This is a genomic window from Microbacterium sp. R86528 (assembly GCF_044596335.1).
In the GTDB taxonomy this organism is placed as follows: domain Bacteria; phylum Actinomycetota; class Actinomycetes; order Actinomycetales; family Microbacteriaceae; genus Microbacterium; species Microbacterium marmarense.
In genome coordinates, this window is the sequence record NZ_CP138996.1 from 965,063 (window position 1) to 980,401 (window position 15,339).

Annotated in this window: 14 protein-coding genes; 3 read left to right on the forward strand and 11 right to left on the reverse strand. The window is 62.0% G+C overall.

Annotated features, from left to right (window positions below):
- Positions 1–28: 28 nt before the first annotated feature.
- A complete protein-coding gene (rpsO, locus tag SJY18_RS04745; RefSeq protein ID WP_337338753.1) occupies positions 29–298 on the reverse strand; it encodes a 30S ribosomal protein S15 in 270 nt (89 codons plus the stop codon).
- A 207-nt stretch (positions 299–505) separates the two neighbouring features.
- Here rpsO and SJY18_RS04750 point away from each other — a divergent pair, with 207 nt between their 5' ends.
- On the forward strand, positions 506–1,504 hold the full coding sequence (locus SJY18_RS04750; protein WP_337338754.1) for a DMT family transporter: 999 nt from the start codon (positions 506–508) through the stop codon (positions 1,502–1,504).
- 6 nt (positions 1,505–1,510) lie between these two features.
- Here the strand turns inward: SJY18_RS04750 and SJY18_RS04755 are convergent, their stop codons facing one another.
- The 3 genes from SJY18_RS04755 to SJY18_RS04765 form a co-directional block, all read right to left on the reverse strand.
- Positions 1,511–2,071 carry a YceI family protein gene (locus tag SJY18_RS04755; protein ID WP_396668565.1) on the reverse strand — a complete coding sequence of 187 codons (561 nt, stop codon included), beginning with the start codon at positions 2,069–2,071 and terminating at the stop codon, positions 1,511–1,513.
- Positions 2,072–2,223: 152 nt separating this feature from the next.
- On the reverse strand, positions 2,224–2,592 hold the full coding sequence (locus tag SJY18_RS04760) for an FKBP-type peptidyl-prolyl cis-trans isomerase (RefSeq protein ID WP_337338756.1): 369 nt from the start codon (positions 2,590–2,592) through the stop codon (positions 2,224–2,226).
- 163 nt (positions 2,593–2,755) lie between these two features.
- On the reverse strand, positions 2,756–3,973 hold the full coding sequence (locus SJY18_RS04765; protein WP_337338757.1) for a PrsW family intramembrane metalloprotease: 1,218 nt from the start codon (positions 3,971–3,973) through the stop codon (positions 2,756–2,758).
- A 65-nt stretch (positions 3,974–4,038) separates the two neighbouring features.
- Here SJY18_RS04765 and SJY18_RS04770 point away from each other — a divergent pair, with 65 nt between their 5' ends.
- Complete coding sequence (locus tag SJY18_RS04770) at positions 4,039–4,905, forward strand: fumarylacetoacetate hydrolase family protein (protein ID WP_337338758.1); 867 nt, start codon at positions 4,039–4,041, stop codon at positions 4,903–4,905.
- 52 nt (positions 4,906–4,957) lie between these two features.
- On the opposite strand, the gene SJY18_RS04775 is transcribed toward SJY18_RS04770, so the two are convergent.
- The 5 genes from SJY18_RS04775 to SJY18_RS04795 all read right to left on the reverse strand — a co-directional run bounded on the left by SJY18_RS04775 (position 4,958) and on the right by SJY18_RS04795 (position 9,618).
- Positions 4,958–5,485 (reverse strand): DUF4190 domain-containing protein, encoded by a 528-nt coding sequence (locus tag SJY18_RS04775; RefSeq protein ID WP_337338759.1) that lies wholly within the window; start codon positions 5,483–5,485, stop codon positions 4,958–4,960.
- A gap of 73 nt (positions 5,486–5,558) precedes the next feature.
- Complete coding sequence (locus SJY18_RS04780) at positions 5,559–7,052, reverse strand: aspartate ammonia-lyase (protein WP_337338760.1); 1,494 nt, start codon at positions 7,050–7,052, stop codon at positions 5,559–5,561.
- Between the two features lie 123 nt (positions 7,053–7,175).
- Positions 7,176–8,084, reverse strand: a complete 909-nt coding sequence (locus SJY18_RS04785; RefSeq protein WP_396668566.1) for a phosphodiesterase — start codon at positions 8,082–8,084, stop codon at positions 7,176–7,178.
- A gap of 35 nt (positions 8,085–8,119) precedes the next feature.
- The gene (locus SJY18_RS04790) at positions 8,120–8,404 is read right to left on the reverse strand and encodes a peptidase (RefSeq protein WP_396668881.1); all 285 of its coding nucleotides are present in this window, start codon (positions 8,402–8,404) and stop codon (positions 8,120–8,122) included.
- Between the two features lie 41 nt (positions 8,405–8,445).
- Complete coding sequence (locus tag SJY18_RS04795; protein ID WP_363581048.1) at positions 8,446–9,618, reverse strand: inorganic phosphate transporter; 1,173 nt, start codon at positions 9,616–9,618, stop codon at positions 8,446–8,448.
- Positions 9,619–9,829: 211 nt separating this feature from the next.
- Here SJY18_RS04795 and SJY18_RS04800 point away from each other — a divergent pair, with 211 nt between their 5' ends.
- Positions 9,830–11,929, forward strand: coding sequence for a S9 family peptidase (locus SJY18_RS04800; protein ID WP_396668882.1), 2,100 nt, complete (start codon positions 9,830–9,832; stop codon positions 11,927–11,929).
- A 60-nt stretch (positions 11,930–11,989) separates the two neighbouring features.
- Here the strand turns inward: SJY18_RS04800 and SJY18_RS04805 are convergent, their stop codons facing one another.
- Both SJY18_RS04805 and SJY18_RS04810 read right to left on the reverse strand, forming a co-directional pair.
- The gene (locus SJY18_RS04805; protein WP_337338763.1) at positions 11,990–13,018 is read right to left on the reverse strand and encodes an ATP-dependent 6-phosphofructokinase; all 1,029 of its coding nucleotides are present in this window, start codon (positions 13,016–13,018) and stop codon (positions 11,990–11,992) included.
- Positions 13,019–13,137: 119 nt separating this feature from the next.
- Positions 13,138–15,294, reverse strand: coding sequence for a DEAD/DEAH box helicase (locus SJY18_RS04810; protein WP_396668567.1), 2,157 nt, complete (start codon positions 15,292–15,294; stop codon positions 13,138–13,140).
- Positions 15,295–15,339: the final 45 nt, after the last annotated feature.

Genomic DNA, 15,339 nt, shown 5'->3' on the forward strand with positions numbered 1-15,339 from the left:
TGAAAAAGGCGATTGAACGCTGGTGCGACTAGCGGCGCAGTCCTAGACGCTCGATCAACGACCGGTAACGGCTGATGTCGACGTCTTGGAGGTAGCCGAGCAAACGACGGCGCTGACCGACCATAAGGAACAAACCACGACGCGAGTGGTGGTCGTGCTTGTGCTCCTTGAGGTGTTCGGTGAGGTCCTTGATGCGCTGCGTCAGCATCGCGACCTGCACCTCGGGGGATCCGGTGTCACCGGGGTGCGTCGCGTACTCTTCGATGATCGCCTTCTTAGCGTCTGCTTCCAGTGCCATAGGTGATCCCCTCTCTGTTCGTTGCGCGGCGCCCATCGCCTGATGCGTGAGCTCTCTTATCCGCGGCCGATCAAACGGCAACCTCAAGAGTCTACCAGCCCGAGAGTTGATCCCCGAACACGCGGCGAACAGTCATACCTCAGCGGATTTCGGTCGTTGCACTGCGGCACGCGCCAGCACGCACTCACGCACGACTAGAGTCTGCACGTGCCCACCCCCAGCGTCTCCCGCCCTACGCCCCTGCCTGATGCCCCGTCACGACTCCAGGTCTCGGTGGCGGTGCAGTTCGTGCTCGCGGGGCTGGTGTGGGGGTCGAGCTTCCTCTTTATGAAGGTCGCCCTCGACGGGCTCTCACCCGCACAGGTGGTGTGGTCAAGACTCGTGCTGGGCGCACTCGCACTGGGCTTGTTCGTTCTCATCCGCCGCGAGCCGCTTCCGCGCGTTCTGCGGATCTGGGGCCACATGTTTGTGCTCGCGATCACGTTCTGCGTGGTGCCGTTCTTGCTGTTCTCGTGGGCGCAGCAGCATGTCACATCAGGGTTGGCGAGCATTTACAACGCCACCACGCCGATCATGACGGCCGTCATGGCCGGGCTCGTGCTTCGCGTGGAGAAGCTCAAGCCCGCGCAAGTTGCTGGCATCGCGCTCGGAATCACTGGGGTAGTGGTGATCATCGCACCTTGGCAAGGCCTCGATCTGTCGCAGAGCATCGTGGCTCAGTTTGCCGCGCTAGGCGCGACCGCGTCTTACGGATTCAGCCTCGCCTACATGCGCCGCTTCGTTGCGAACACCGGCATGAGCGCGGTGATGTTCTCATTTCTCAACATCGGCATCGCGGCAGCGATCATGCTCGCGCTCTCTCCGGTGCTGATTCTCACGCCAGTGCAGCTGACCCCGTGGATCATCGTCTGCGTGCTGTTGTTGGGGGTATTGGGAACCGGCGTGGTGTACGTGTGGAACCAGAACACCGTGCGCGCCTGGGGTCCCACACGCGCATCCACCGTCACATACATCACACCGCTTGTCGGGGTGCTGCTGGGCGTGCTCATTCTTGGCGAACACTTCACCTGGAACGAGCCGGCCGGCGCAGTGATCGTGTTCGTCGGCATTCTGCTCGCACAGAATCGCCTGCGACTTGGCAGCTCTCGATCGATGCCGTCCGACACGAAGAAAGCGGGTGCCGAGCGCCCGACACCCGCTTCCTAACCGCGATCAGGACTGCTCGAGCGATCCCTGCAAGTCAAGCGTGATGGTGATGTCTTTGCCTACGAGCACTCCGCCGGTCTCGAGCGCCGCGTTCCAGGTGAGGCCGAAGTCTTCGCGGTTGACCACGGTCGTGGCAGTGGCGCCTGCTTTGTAGTTTCCCCACGGGTCAACACCGAAGCCTCCCAGCTCTAGCTCAAAGCTGACGGGCTTGGTGACGCCGTGCATGGTGAGATCGCCATCAACGAAAAGGTCGCCAGCTTCGACCCGAGTAGCGGTCGAACGGAACTCAATCGTGGGGTAGGTCTCAACGTCGAAGAAGTCAGCCGAGCGCAGGTGTGTGTCGCGACCCTCGTCGTTCGTGTCGATCGACGACGCATCAACAGTCGCCTCGACCCGGGCTTCGAGCGGGTTCTCGGGCGCGACGATCGTCGCGCTCTTTACTCCGAAGCTGCCGCGCACCTTCGAGATCATCATGTGACGAACGCTGAAGGTCACCTCGCTGTGAGCGGGGTCCAACACCCAGGTGCCAGCTTTGTACCCGGGAACGTCGATCATTGTTTCTGCCATGGTGGTAATCCTTCACAGTTTTGGGGTGTGGCGCGCTTGCGCTCCCTTGCCCCAACAAGACGCCAAGACATCTATTCCCATGAATGAAAAAAACTCGAAAAGAGAAGGGTGGATGCCGCAGCATCCACCCTTCTCTTTGAAACGTGTTGGGCTCAGCCGACCGAGATCAGGTCAATGATGAAGACGAGAGTCTTGCCACCCAAGAAGTGCCCACCTGCGGGACCGTAGGCGAGGTGGGGAGGAATGACGAGTTCACGGCGTCCGCCAGCCTTCATTCCTGGGATACCGTCCTGCCAGCCCTGGATCAGGCCGCGAAGCGGAAACTGGATTGTCTCGCCGCGGTTCCAGGACGAATCGAATTCTTCTCCGGATTCGTACTCGACTCCTGCGTAGTGCACGGTGACAGTGTCGCCGGGCTTTGCTTCAGCGCCGTCGCCGACGATGATGTCGCGAACAACGAGTTCTGTGGGGGCAGGGCCCTCGGGTGCGTCGAATTCGGGCTTGGTGCGGTCGTCAGTCATGTGTCTATCCAAGCACGCGATCACCGGTTTGCGTAGTCGCTGACATCAACGAACAGCCCCGAACAAGACTCAACGCTCGGGGCCGCGGCATAGCCGGCGTGTCGCCCGAGCGTTGAGTTGATCTGTTTCCAGGATGCCCAGCCTGTGCGCCCGTGTCAAGACCTCACAGCGCAAACAATGCCGCACGCGACGCGGCAGTGCTCGCCAGCAGCGCGCGTTCGTCTTGATCAGCGTGCGGATCGCGTCCAGAGAGGGCACGCTGGCGGGCAGCTGCAAGCGCCGTAGCATCCCGGATGAACCTCTCCATCAACGCGGTGCGATCGCCTCTCAGCGTCTTCGCCCATTCAAGACCTGCCTTGCGCCCCGGAGGCGTAGCGAGCATGTCGACCTCTTGCTCGGTGAACCACCCCGCCGCGGCGTATTCGCCAAGGCGGCGCCGTGTGAGACGTGTCTCTTCTTTGCGCAGGGCGATGATTCCCAGAATGAACATGACGAACAACGGCACCTGCAGGGTGAGATAAAGGCCATAGAAATCGCCGAACATGGCGGAACCGTTCCACAGCGCGTGCAGCGCGGTGGCACCCATCATTCCGATCACCCAGGCTCCGGCCGCCGGCCCGAGCGCGGCGCCTCGCCTCGCGGCAAGACCAAGGGCGAAGCCGGTAATGCTCGTGAACATGACGTGAGCAAACGGCGAGAGAATGCCGCGAATGAAGAACGTAGCCGAAGTATCGACCACACCACCTTCAATGAAGCTGATCGCAAAGTACTGAATGTTCTCAGTGAAGGCGAAGCCGGCGCCAACGAGCGCTCCGTAGACAATGCCGTCGACGGGTCCATCGAACGCTCGGCGAGCCGTGAGGAAGATCAGGAACACCCCGAGCCCTTTGGCAAACTCTTCCACCACAGGCGCTTGGATGACCGTCGAGAAGGCCTCGCGAAGTGCAGAACCGTCGTATCCGATCAGCAAGGTGATCACGAAGTCGGCTGCCAGCGCCATGCCCACGGCCGCGATCGCACCCCACGCGACGGCCAGGATCAACAGCCCTAACGGTTCAGGCTCCCATTTGTCGATGATCCGCACAGCAAAGAGCACAACCACCAGCGGGATCAGCGCAAGCACCATGCCGATGATCGATGAGACCGCGCCGAGGTTGGTCAGAAAGTAGCCAACGAGCGCGACAGAAATCAGCACCAGCACACCGATGATCCACAGCGGAGCGGTGCGGCCTGCACGCGGGGCAACCGGCACTTCGAGCGGCGCGTGTTCTGGGCGCGGGATGTGGGCGGGGTGGCCAGGACCCGGGCCAGCCAGCGCAGAAGGATAATCGGGCGGTGTCAAAGACGGGCGCGAACGTTCGCCACCCAGATCACTCGTCATAGCCTTCAGCCTATGCGCGTGACACATGCAACCTCGCTGGCTTCGCCCCCGGGTAGATTTGAATCATGCGCTTCGCCCACGTCGTCCCCACCCCCGCGGCGGCCCCCCAGCTCGTTCTGGTGCTTGGGAGCGAAGGCATCTTCGTGCACGAGCTCTTCGACGGGGCACCACGTGTGCTCGAAGAGCTGATCGCTGGTGGCGATGAGTTGCTCGAGCGCGTGGGAAGTGCTGCGTCATCCCATTCCGATCGCTTCAGCCTGGACGGCGTCGAGTTCGCCTCGGCCGTCCTTACTCCCCCGGTCATTCTGGCTATCGGATTGAACTACGCCGCACACTCGAGCGAGCTTGGCCTCAAAACCGATGCGACGCCGACGGTTTTCGTACTCTGGCCCAATTCGCTGGCCGGCCACGACGCGACCACGACCTGGCCACGCTCACTCAGCGAGGCGGTGGACTACGAAGCCGAACTCGGGGTCATCATCGGGCGCCCCGCGAAGAACGTCTCAGCTCAAGAAGCGCTATCGCACGTGTGGGGTTACACGGTGGTCAACGACATCACCGCGCGCAACATCCAGTACTCCGAAGCTCAGTGGTCTCGGTGCAAGTCATTCGACGGGTTCACGCCGACAGGGCCCTTTGTCGTCACAGCCGATGAAGTTCCCGACCCGCAAGATCTGCACATCTGGACGGTTCTGGATGGCAAGACGATGCAAGACGGATCAACCGCGCAGATGGTTCGCTCGGTCGCGACCCTCGTCTCAAGCCTGTCAGAATCGGCGACGTTGCTTCCAGGCACTTTGATCTCGACGGGAAGTCCGGGTGGCGCAGGCTACTCGCGCGATCCGCAAGTCTTCATCCGCGACCGTTCTACGGTGACGGTCGGTGTCGACGGCATCGGGTCGCTGACCACACACTGTCGGGTCACGGATTAACCGCACAACGGCTGCCCGCGCAGTGCGGGCAGCCGTTGTCACGAGTGATCGGCTACTGATCGAGGATCTCGCCGCAGTCGATCTCGATGCCGTTCGTCTCGTAAACACCTGGGCCGTTCGCCAAGCAGAATGAATACAACTCCTCTGCTCCCATGGCAAGCGTCGGCAGCACGACCGCCAGGAAGATCGCCAAGAAGATCAACCCGAGCACCATCGTCACAGAGCTGATGATGATCGCCGCGAGCGCGAACCCGTTCTTCGCGCCGGCTTTCTTACTCTGCACGAGTGCCACGATTCCAAGAATCAAGGCAATCAGCTGGAAGAGCAGCAGCGACAGCACGAAGGCGACGATGCCGAGTGTCTTTCCGGGAACGGCACCGCCTGCGGCGGGTCCGTATGCAGCCGGCGGCGCAGCCGCATAGGGCTGGCCAGAACCTGGCTGCGCGCCGTAGGGCGGAACCGAACCCGGGTTGTAGGCCGGTGGCGGCTGCACATATGCCGGCGGGGCAGGCGCTGGCGGAACCGATGCCTCTCCCTCAGCTGGACGAGGCGTCGAATCAGGGCTCTGCGGATCGGTCATGGCATTCCTTTCAACGGACTACGACACGACGGTATCGGTCTCAGTCGGTTCTGCGCAAAGAACACTGCCTCGATCAGGCCTGCGCGCCAGTGCGCCCCTCAGGAACGGTGGCGAAGCCTGTTTCATCCACAAACATGACCGGTATCGCCGCGGTCGCCGTTTCGAGTCCAGATAGACGTGCCGGTGAAAGTTGCTTGTCGACCGCGTCACGAGTCATCAGACCCGCCTCGACGACCAGGTCGCCAACATTACGGCCGGTCAGAAGCGCAGTCTTCGCGAGCGCCGCCGATGCGGCGTAGCCGATGAACGGCGTCAGCGCGGTAACCACGCCCACCGAAGCCCCTACCATCGCGCCCAGTCGCTCGCGATTCGCCGAGATGCCGTCGACGCAGTTCACGCGAAGAGTGCGCATAGCGCGACGCATCCACGTGATCGATTGGAATATGGAGTGGGCGATGATCGGTTCAAAGGCGTTCAGCTGCAACTGACCGCTTTCGACCGCCATCGTCACCGTAAGATCTGCTCCAGCGACCGAGAAGGCAACCTGATTGACCACCTCGGGGATCACAGGATTGACCTTTCCAGGCATGATGCTGGAGCCCGCTTGGCGGGCGGGCAGGTTGATTTCGCCAAAGCCTGCCTGCGGACCAGACGAGAGCAGTCGCAGGTCGTTGCAGATCTTGGACAGCTTGATGGCATTTCGCTTGAGTGTCGAAGAGAACGACATGAATGCGCCGGTATCGCTCGTCGACTCGACGAGGTCGGTGGCTGTCTCGAGGTCGAGGCCCGAGATCTCGCGCAGATGACGGAGCACGGCTTCGCCGTAGTCTCGATGCGTAGTGATGCCGGTGCCGATTGCCGTCGCGCCCATGTTGATCTCGTAAAGCAGGTACGCGTTCTCTCTGAGCCGGTGATAGTCCTCGCCCAGGGTTGTCGCGAAACCGTGGAACTCCTGCCCCAGGGTCATCGGCACGGCGTCCTGCAACTGGGTGCGCCCGACCTTCAGCACGTCGTGAAACTCCACGGCCTTAGCCAGAAAGGCGCCACGCAGAAGGTCGAGCTCTTCGAGCAGAGTCAGCAGATCAAGGCTGAGACCGAGCTTGATCGCCGTCGGGTAGACATCGTTGGTCGACTGGCTGCGGTTGGTGTCATCGATAGGTGACAGATAGGCATAGTCGCCCTTCTCACGACCCGCAAGCTCAAGCGCGATATTGGTGATCACCTCGTTCGCGTTCATGTTGGTTGACGTACCGGCGCCGCCCTGAACGACCCCTACGACGAACTGATCGTGAAACTGGCCGTCGATGACGAGCTGCGCGGCACGATCGATGAGATCGGCCTTCGATGGACTGAGCACGCCGATCTCACGGTTCGCCCTGGCGGAGGCTTGCTTCACCATCGCGAGCGCGGCGACAAGATCTTTGTACACCGAGATCGGTCGCATCGAGATAGGAAAGTTCTCAAGCGCGCGAGCTGTGTGCACCCCCCAATACGCGTCCTCAGGGATCTCGACGGAGCCAAGAGAGTCGGTTTCGGTACGGGTACGCGTCGTTGCGTCCATTGCCATGATGCTGAATCCTCGTGAGTTTCATTCGGCGGGTGATGTTGTGCCGAGCCTACCTTCGTGCGGCTCCCGTCGGCCGTGTACATCGCGGCCAGCGGGCGCTGCGTTCTATACATCGCGGACTTGCTACTGGCGCTTGCGCGAAAAGGCCTCAAGCCGCTGTTGTGGGGTGAGCGCGCTCATTTCACGCACCCAATCCGCAGAAAAGAAGTCAGCGGTCGAGGCGTCGACCACCGGCACGACCGAGTGCGTGATCGTCTCGTCGTATACATGCACCAGGTGAAACGACTGACCTGCGTCCATGCCGTTGACCGAAGTCGCGGGGCGCGCGAGGTTCATCGTGTAGCAGGTTGCCGACGCGACGCTCACCGGAATCCCGGCGAAGGTGCCGCTGGTCGAGTAGTGCAGGTGGCCGGCGAGAATCGCGCGGACGTCTGTTCCCTCGACCACCTCAGCAAGCCGCTTCTGCTCGCGAAGCTCGAGAATGTCGAAGAACGGGATGTGCGAAGGCAACGGAGGATGATGCATCGCCAGCACAGTGCCCAGTCGCGCGGGAGTCGAGAGCACGTCGCTCAGCCACTGCAGTTGATGGTCATCGAAGTCGCCGTGATGCCACCCGGGCACCGTTGTGTCGAGCGCAATCACACGCAGCCCAGCCACGTCGTGCACAGACACGACGGGCGCCTGGGTCGGCTCAGCGCCCAGTAGCTCGCGACGAAGCACGGAACGCTCATCGTGATTGCCTGCCACCCACACGATCGGTGCCGACATTCGCTCAGCCACCGGCTCGACCATCTCTCGCAGAGTGCGGTAGGCCTCGGGTTCGCCGCGGTCAGCGAGATCTCCCGTGAAGACAATGGCGTCGGGCGAAAGCCGCATCTCTTCGACACGTTCGAGCGTTCTCGCGAGATTCGCCATCGTGTCGTACCGGTCTCCCAGCAATGGGTTTCCTGCCAGCAGATGCGTGTCGCTCAAATGCAACAGCGTTCTCACCGCGGGCGAGTATTGACCGAATCGAGTTGCTTCAGCATCCATGACAGCTTCAGCCTACGACGAAGGCCCGACGATGCTCAGTGGTTGAAGAGAATAAGAAGCAGTCCGAACACGACAGCTCCCGCGCACACGACGAAGCAGGCGTACGCGGCTACCAGCGCGACCCGCTTCTGCGCTTCAGTGAGCGGACTCTTCTTGGCCGCTTTTGCAGCAGCTTTCTCTGCGCGCTGCGCTTCTTTCTGGCTGATGATCGTGATCGCGTCGGTGAACTCCGCAGGCGCCACGACCGGCGAGCGCCCCGCGCGTACGAGGAGCCTGAGCCCCAGGGAGTAGAAGCCGACCAGCACCAAGGATGCGATCATCGCAGCGACGAAAACTTGAAGGAAGGCAACCCAGTCGATAGTCACGAGCTTGCTCCCTTTTTGGACTTCTTGACCTTGACGGCAGCACCCGAATCAGCGACCTCGCTCATTGCGTTGCTGTAAGTGACCGCATCGCGACGTGAGCGCAAGAAGAGACCGGCGACCACCACAACCGCCAGGATCGCGTCGATCACGATGCCCCACACCCCCCACAAGTTCACAGCGAATGCTGCCAGCCCGCCCACCGCGCCAGCTGCGGGTAGCGTGAACAGCCAACCGACCATGATCCGCCCGGCCGTCCCCCAACGCACTTGAGCACCCCGTCGGCCAAGTCCAGAACCGATTACCGAACCTGAGGCCACCTGTGTTGTTGAGAGCGCGAACCCAAGCGCGCTGGACGCGAGAATGGTCGAGGCCGTGGCGCTCTCCGCTGCGAACCCTTGAGCGGGCTTGACGTCGGTGAGTCCCTTACCGAGGGTACGAATGATGCGCCAGCCACCCATATACGTGCCTAGTGCGATCGTCACACCACACGCGAAGATCACCCACGTCTGAGGCTCCGCGCTCGTCTGCCAGCCGACGGTGATGAGCGCGAGAGTGATGATTCCCATCGTCTTCTGCGCGTCGTTGGTACCGTGCGCCAACGCGACGAGCGACGAGGTGAAGATTTGGCCGACGCGAAAGCCAGAGCGCCCATCCGGTTTGCTGTCATACCGGCGTGTCATTGCGTAGGCGAGCTTGGTGACGCTGAAAGCGATGAGTCCCGCTGTCAGAGGTGCGATCACGGCTGGCAAGATCACCTTGCTCATGACAACGCCGAAGTCGATCGCCTGCGCGCTTGCCCCGACTATCGTCGCTCCAATAAGCCCACCGAATAGGGCATGAGAACTCGAGGACGGGAGGCCAAGGAGCCAGGTCAGCATGTTCCAGGTGATTGCACCGATCAGACCCGCGAATATGATCGCTGGAAATATCGCTGCTGAGATCTGATCCTCGTGAATGATTCCACCGGAGATCGTCTTCGCCACCTCTGTGGACAGAAACGCACCCACCAGGTTGAGGACAGCGGCGATAAGCACCGCCGTCTTCGGCTTTAGAGCGCCCGTCGCAATGGGCGTAGCCATTGCGTTCGCGGTGTCATGAAAGCCGTTCGTGAAGTCGAAGAACAGCGCAAGCACGATGACCAGCACAATGATGAGGGTTGCGAATTCCACCGGCCGCTTTCCATAAGTGAGATGAAATGGTGCCGACGGGATCGGCGCGCGAACGAAGAGTTCACCGAGAGTTAAGCAACCGGCAACCGGCCATCAAGAATCCTGACACCGCCAGGGCTCGCGGTCAACTCAGAACAGGACCCCAGTTTCATGCCGCTGCACGACGACGCTCGGCTAGCGTGGAGACGTGACCGCTGACAACAACACCACTGTGCCCAATCCGCCCGTTGCGCTTCCGCGGCCAACCACTCGAAGCCATCACGGCGACACGGTCGAAGACCGCTACGAGTGGCTTCGAGCCAAAGATGACGCAGAGGTGATCTCACACCTTGAGGCCGAGAATGCGTACACCCAAAAACGCAGCGAGCATCTTGAAGGTCTTCGTGGCACGATCTTCGATGAGATCAAAAAACGCACCCTTGAAACTGACTTGTCAGTACCCACCCGGCGTGGCCAATGGTGGTATTACGGTCGTACCGTCGAGGGATCGCAATACGGCATTCAGTGTCGCGCACCGCTCGCCTCCCCTGACGACTGGACACCGCCGGAGCTGTCACCAGACACCGTCATAGATGGCGAGCAGATCTTGCTCGACGGAAACAAGGAGGCAGAAGGCCATGACTTCTTCTCTCTCGGCAGCTTTGAGGTGTCAAACGACGGCACACTGATGTTGTTCGGCGTCGACCTCGCCGGTGATGAGCGCTATACCATTCAGGTGCGCAACCTCATCACTGGAGCACAGCTGCCCGACCAGATCGCAGGCACCAGTGCGGGAGCCGGGTTCTCGCCTGACGGCCGGTTCATCGTGTACTCGACGGTGGACGACGCGTGGCGGCCCGACACCGTGCTGTTGCACGAACTCGGCACTCCGGTAGAAGACGATGTCACCCTGTTTCACGAACCAGACGAACGCTACTGGGTCGGCGCGGGCTTCACTCGAAGCGACCGTTATCTGGTTATCGGCCTGGGCTCGTCGATTAGCTCTGAGGAGTGGCTCATCGATGCCAACGACCTGCGCTCGGAGCCTCAGGTCGTGTGGCCACGGCGAGAAGGCATTGAGTATGAGTCGGAGCACGCCGTCATCGATGGCGAAGACGTGCTCTACATCCTCCACAACGAAGATGCACTCGACTTCGAGCTGGTTCAGGTTTCAGCAGCCGATCCTGCTGGTTCTCGTACCCGCGTGATCGCCCATAAGCCGGGTCAGCGACTTCTAGGAATCTCGACCTTCCGCGACTGGGGTGTCGTCGGCTATCGGCGCGATGGCCTGGCACGCATGGGTCTTTTGAACTACGAGACCAACGCGGTCGACGAACTTGAATTTGATGAGCCTCTCTATGCCGTCGGCGGCGGCGGAAACCCAGAGTGGGCTCCCCCACTCTTGCGCCTCGGCTATGGCTCGTTCGTCACCCCGGGCACCGTGTACGACCTGGACATCGCATCGCGAGAGCTTTATCTGCGCAAGCGTGAGCCTGTGCTTGGCGGCTACGACCCAGAAGACTACGCCCAAGCACGTGTGTGGGCACCGGCCGCGGACGGAACACAGATTCCACTCTCGCTGGTATGGAAGCGAGCGTTCGGCGAAGCGGGATCGGAGCCGCGACCGCTTCATCTCTACGGCTACGGCTCCTATGAGCACTCGATCGACCCGGGGTTCTCGATCGCGCGGCTATCGGAGCTCGACAGAGGGGTTATCTTCGCGGTCGCTCACGTGCGCGGCGGCGGCGAAATGGGGCGCCAATGGTATGAAGACGGCAAGTTGCTTGCTAAACGCAACACGTTCACTGACTTTGTCGACTGCGCACGACACCTCATCGACCAGGGCTACACCAGCGCAGACCGGCTCGTCGCCGAAGGCGGATCCGCGGGTGGCCTGCTGATGGGCGCCGTCGCCAACCTGGCGCCCGAGCTGTTTGCGGGCGTGCTCGCTGACGTTCCGTTTGTCGACGCGCTGACCACAATCCTCGATCCGACGCTACCGCTCACCGTCATCGAGTGGGATGAGTGGGGCGACCCGCTGCACAATTCCGACGTGTACGAGTACATGAAGTCGTACTCACCGTATGAGAATGTGCGGCCTGGAGTGCACTACCCGCGAATTCTTGCGGTGACCTCGCTCAATGACACTCGCGTGATGTACGTCGAACCGGCGAAGTGGGTTGCACGCCTACGCGAGGTCGGCGCAGACGCAATGCTCAAATGCGAGATGGTTGCCGGTCACGGTGGCGTCAGCGGTCGTTACAACGCTTGGCAGGAACGAGCTTTCGAACTCGCGTGGTTGCTGGACGTACTCGGAGTCGCTGACCGTTGATGGGCGGGCGCTCACGGTCACTGGCCGTGAGCGCCACGGCTCGGCGACCCAGCCGATCAGCTATCCGAACAGTGCTGCAGCTTCGTCGTAGCGGTAGCGCGGCACGGTGTTCAACTCGCCGAGAGCTTCGGCGAACGGTACACGAACGATATCGGTGCCGCGCATCGCGACCATCTGCCCCCACGCGCCGTCCATGATGGCGTCGGCCGTGTGCAGTCCCAGACGCGTTGCAAGAACGCGATCAAACCCGGAGGGTGAGCCGCCGCGTTGAATGTGGCCCAAGACCGTCGCACGCGTCTCGATTCCCGTGATGCGCTCGATCTCGGGAGCCAGCACTTCACTGATTCCGCCAAGACGTGGGCGGTTGAAGGCGTCGAGCCCCTTATCGCTGAAGGCTTCGTCCATGCCGGTGAGGGTGAAACCCTCAGATACCACGACAAGCGGGGCGCGGCCGCGGTCGTGGGCACTCGTCACGAGGTCGGCGACCTCGTCGATCGACATGGGCACCTCGGGGATGCAGATAGCGTGCGCGCCGGCCGCCATTCCCGCGTGGAGCGCGATCCAGCCGACGTGGCGCCCCATGACCTCGGCAACCATGCATCGCTGGTGCGAGTCGCCTGTGGTCCGCAGACGATCCATGGCATCGGTGGCGATGTTCACGGCGGTGTCGAAACCGAATGAGTAGTCGGTGGCGCGCAGATCGTTGTCGATCGTCTTGGGAACACCAAGAACGTTGATGCCGTCGTTTGCGAGCCGATTGGCAGCGGCGAGGGTGCCCTCGCCGCCGATGGCGATGATGCCATCGATGCGGTGGCCGTAGAGGGTCTTGGCGATGTTCTCAGCGCCACCGCGAGGTCCCTCGTAGGGGTTTGTACGGCTTGTGCCGAGGATCGTGCCGCCGACCTTCGACAGGCCCTTCACATCGTGACGCGTGAGGGGAAAGAAATCACCGTCAACGACACCGCGCCACCCATCGCGAATCCCGATGAACTCGATATCGTAGGCGGTCGTGGCTTTCAGCACCACGCCGCGAATAACCGCATTGAGTCCGGGGCAGTCGCCTCCGCTGGTCAGGATGCCGATCTTCATGCTGTGGTCCTCGCTAGTGTCGGGGGTAGAGTCGGCGACGCTGCCTCCACCGACATTAGCGCTCACCGCCAGTTGTGGCTACACGACGTGCGTCGGTCACGCAGCCCCACCCATTTGGACTATTCGCCGCCCAGCGCCTGGCGAACCAGGTGCATGAGTGCAGAAAGCTGCACGGAGTCGCTCGACTGCGGGTCGACCGCTTCGCCATCGAGCGCACGAGCAGCAAGCCCCTGTTTCGAGTCGATCAGCTCAGCGATCTTGGTATCGATCGTGTGTGCGGCGATGATGCGCCACGCCGTGACCGGTTCGTCCTGCCCGATACGGTGCACGCGGTCGATGGCCTGCGTCTGCTCGGCGGCTGTCCACGAAAGCTCCGCCAATACGACGTTGGATGCTGCCTGCATGTTCAGTCCCACGCCGGCGGCGGTGAGTGAGCACACCGCGATTCCCACGTCGGGATCGTTGTTGAAGGAATCGATCGCCTGCTGACGCGCAGCGGTGCTCTGGTCACCACGAATCGACACCGAGGAGATTCCGGCGGCAGCAAAGTGCTGCTCAGCAGCATCCATCACATCGATGTGCTTGGCGAAGAAGACAACCTTGCCCACGGAACGCTGCAGCTGCGCGGTGTAGTCGGCGGCGAGGGTCGCCTTCGCCTGGCCGATCTTGCGCACCATCGTGAAGACGTTCTCTGACCCGGTTCCGGCAGCCTTCGATTCCTCGAGCTCGTTCTGAGCGACGAGGCGCACGATGTCGGTATCGATCTCGTTGGCGTCGAGACCGCGGTCGCCGCGAGCCTCGATGATGCGCCGGTAGCGCGCTGCCAATCGCTCGCCGAGCTCGCGCTCAGCCTGTCGGATTGAGCGACCGAAGTCATCATCGAGTTCGACGGGAAGATCGGCAATCAGCTTGTCGGGCAGATCAGCGGCAACGTCCTTCTTCTTGCGGCGCACGATCCCCATCGAGATGACTGCGTCGCGCGCTTCGGGATAGAAGGCTTTGTCGGCCGGGGTCAGCCCCGTTTCATCGAGCTTCGCCATCAGCGTCGAACCGGGCTTTTCGCCCGTAGTCCAGCCGAGGAAGCGCCAGATTGCGTCGAAGTCCTCGACGTCGTTGATCAGCGGCGTGCCTGTCAGCGCCAACAGCAATGGATTGCGCACCTGCTCGCGAATGCGACCTGCCAGAGCCAACACGTTCTTCGAGCGCTGAGATGTGAGGTTCTTGATGAAGTGCGCCTCGTCAACAACCATCCCTTTGAGCCCGAGCGACGACAGCCACGCGAGGTGCCGATCAAGAATCTCGTAGTTCACGATGAACACGTCGGCGAAGGCGTCGACATCTTCGCCGTCGCCCTGAATGACCGTCGCCCGCCGGTTCGGCGTCCAACGCTCGACCTCGCGGGCCCAGTTCATCTTGACGACGTTCGGCACGACCACCAGCAGCGGGTAGGCCTCAGCCACCGATGCTGCCAGCACAGATTCCGCGGTTTTTCCCAGACCTGGCTCGTCGGCGAGCAAGAACGTGCGGTGTCCGCCACGCACCGACTCGAGGAATCGAGACTGATGCACCATGACCTCAAGCCCCTTGGGCGAGAGACGGTCGTATTCGGGCACCGGGGGCAGATCCATCGACGCGCTGGTGCCGCCAGCGCCCATCTCAAATGCTTTGTAGAGCGGACCCATCAGCTCCCATCCGTCGAGGCGACGGCGTGGCGTCTCTTTCGACGCCGGAGCGCTGAGATCTGGCGCGAGGAATGGGTTCGCCATCTGGCGCGACTCAACCTGCGGCGGAATCACCTGGCGCTCGGCAAGCGCGGCGGGAACGACGGGCGCTGATTGAGGCTTGGCATCAGTGATGATGAGCTCATCGGGAGCCAACTCGGCGCCGGATTCGATCAACCAGTCTCGTCGCATGCGCCGGGCCACCGGAGACGTGGCCTGGTCTGCTTCCAACAGCTGAATAAGCGAAGTGTCGCGGGCTGCGGTCTTCGCGAGAATCGTTGCAACGCCGTCGAGGCGCTTGAGCAGCTCAGCGCGCGACCCTTCAGCGATGTCTGCGTCGGCTTTGACTCTGGCGCGCTCTTCGCGCACCAGGAAGGCAATCACCTGGAACTTCACGCGGTTCGTGGGGCCGAGCTTGCCGCGCTGCGACTTCGCTTCGACCTCGCGCACCTTGCGGGCGAGAATCGGGATGATCGGGGCTTCGTCGTCTCGACGAGACGATGAAGGCCTTCTGCGTCGCTGTGCGGACGACTGGGCGGACGCCGTGGTCGGCATGCTCCTCCTGAGCGTGAGTGCCGGAAAGTCCGGCGAGGACCGGCC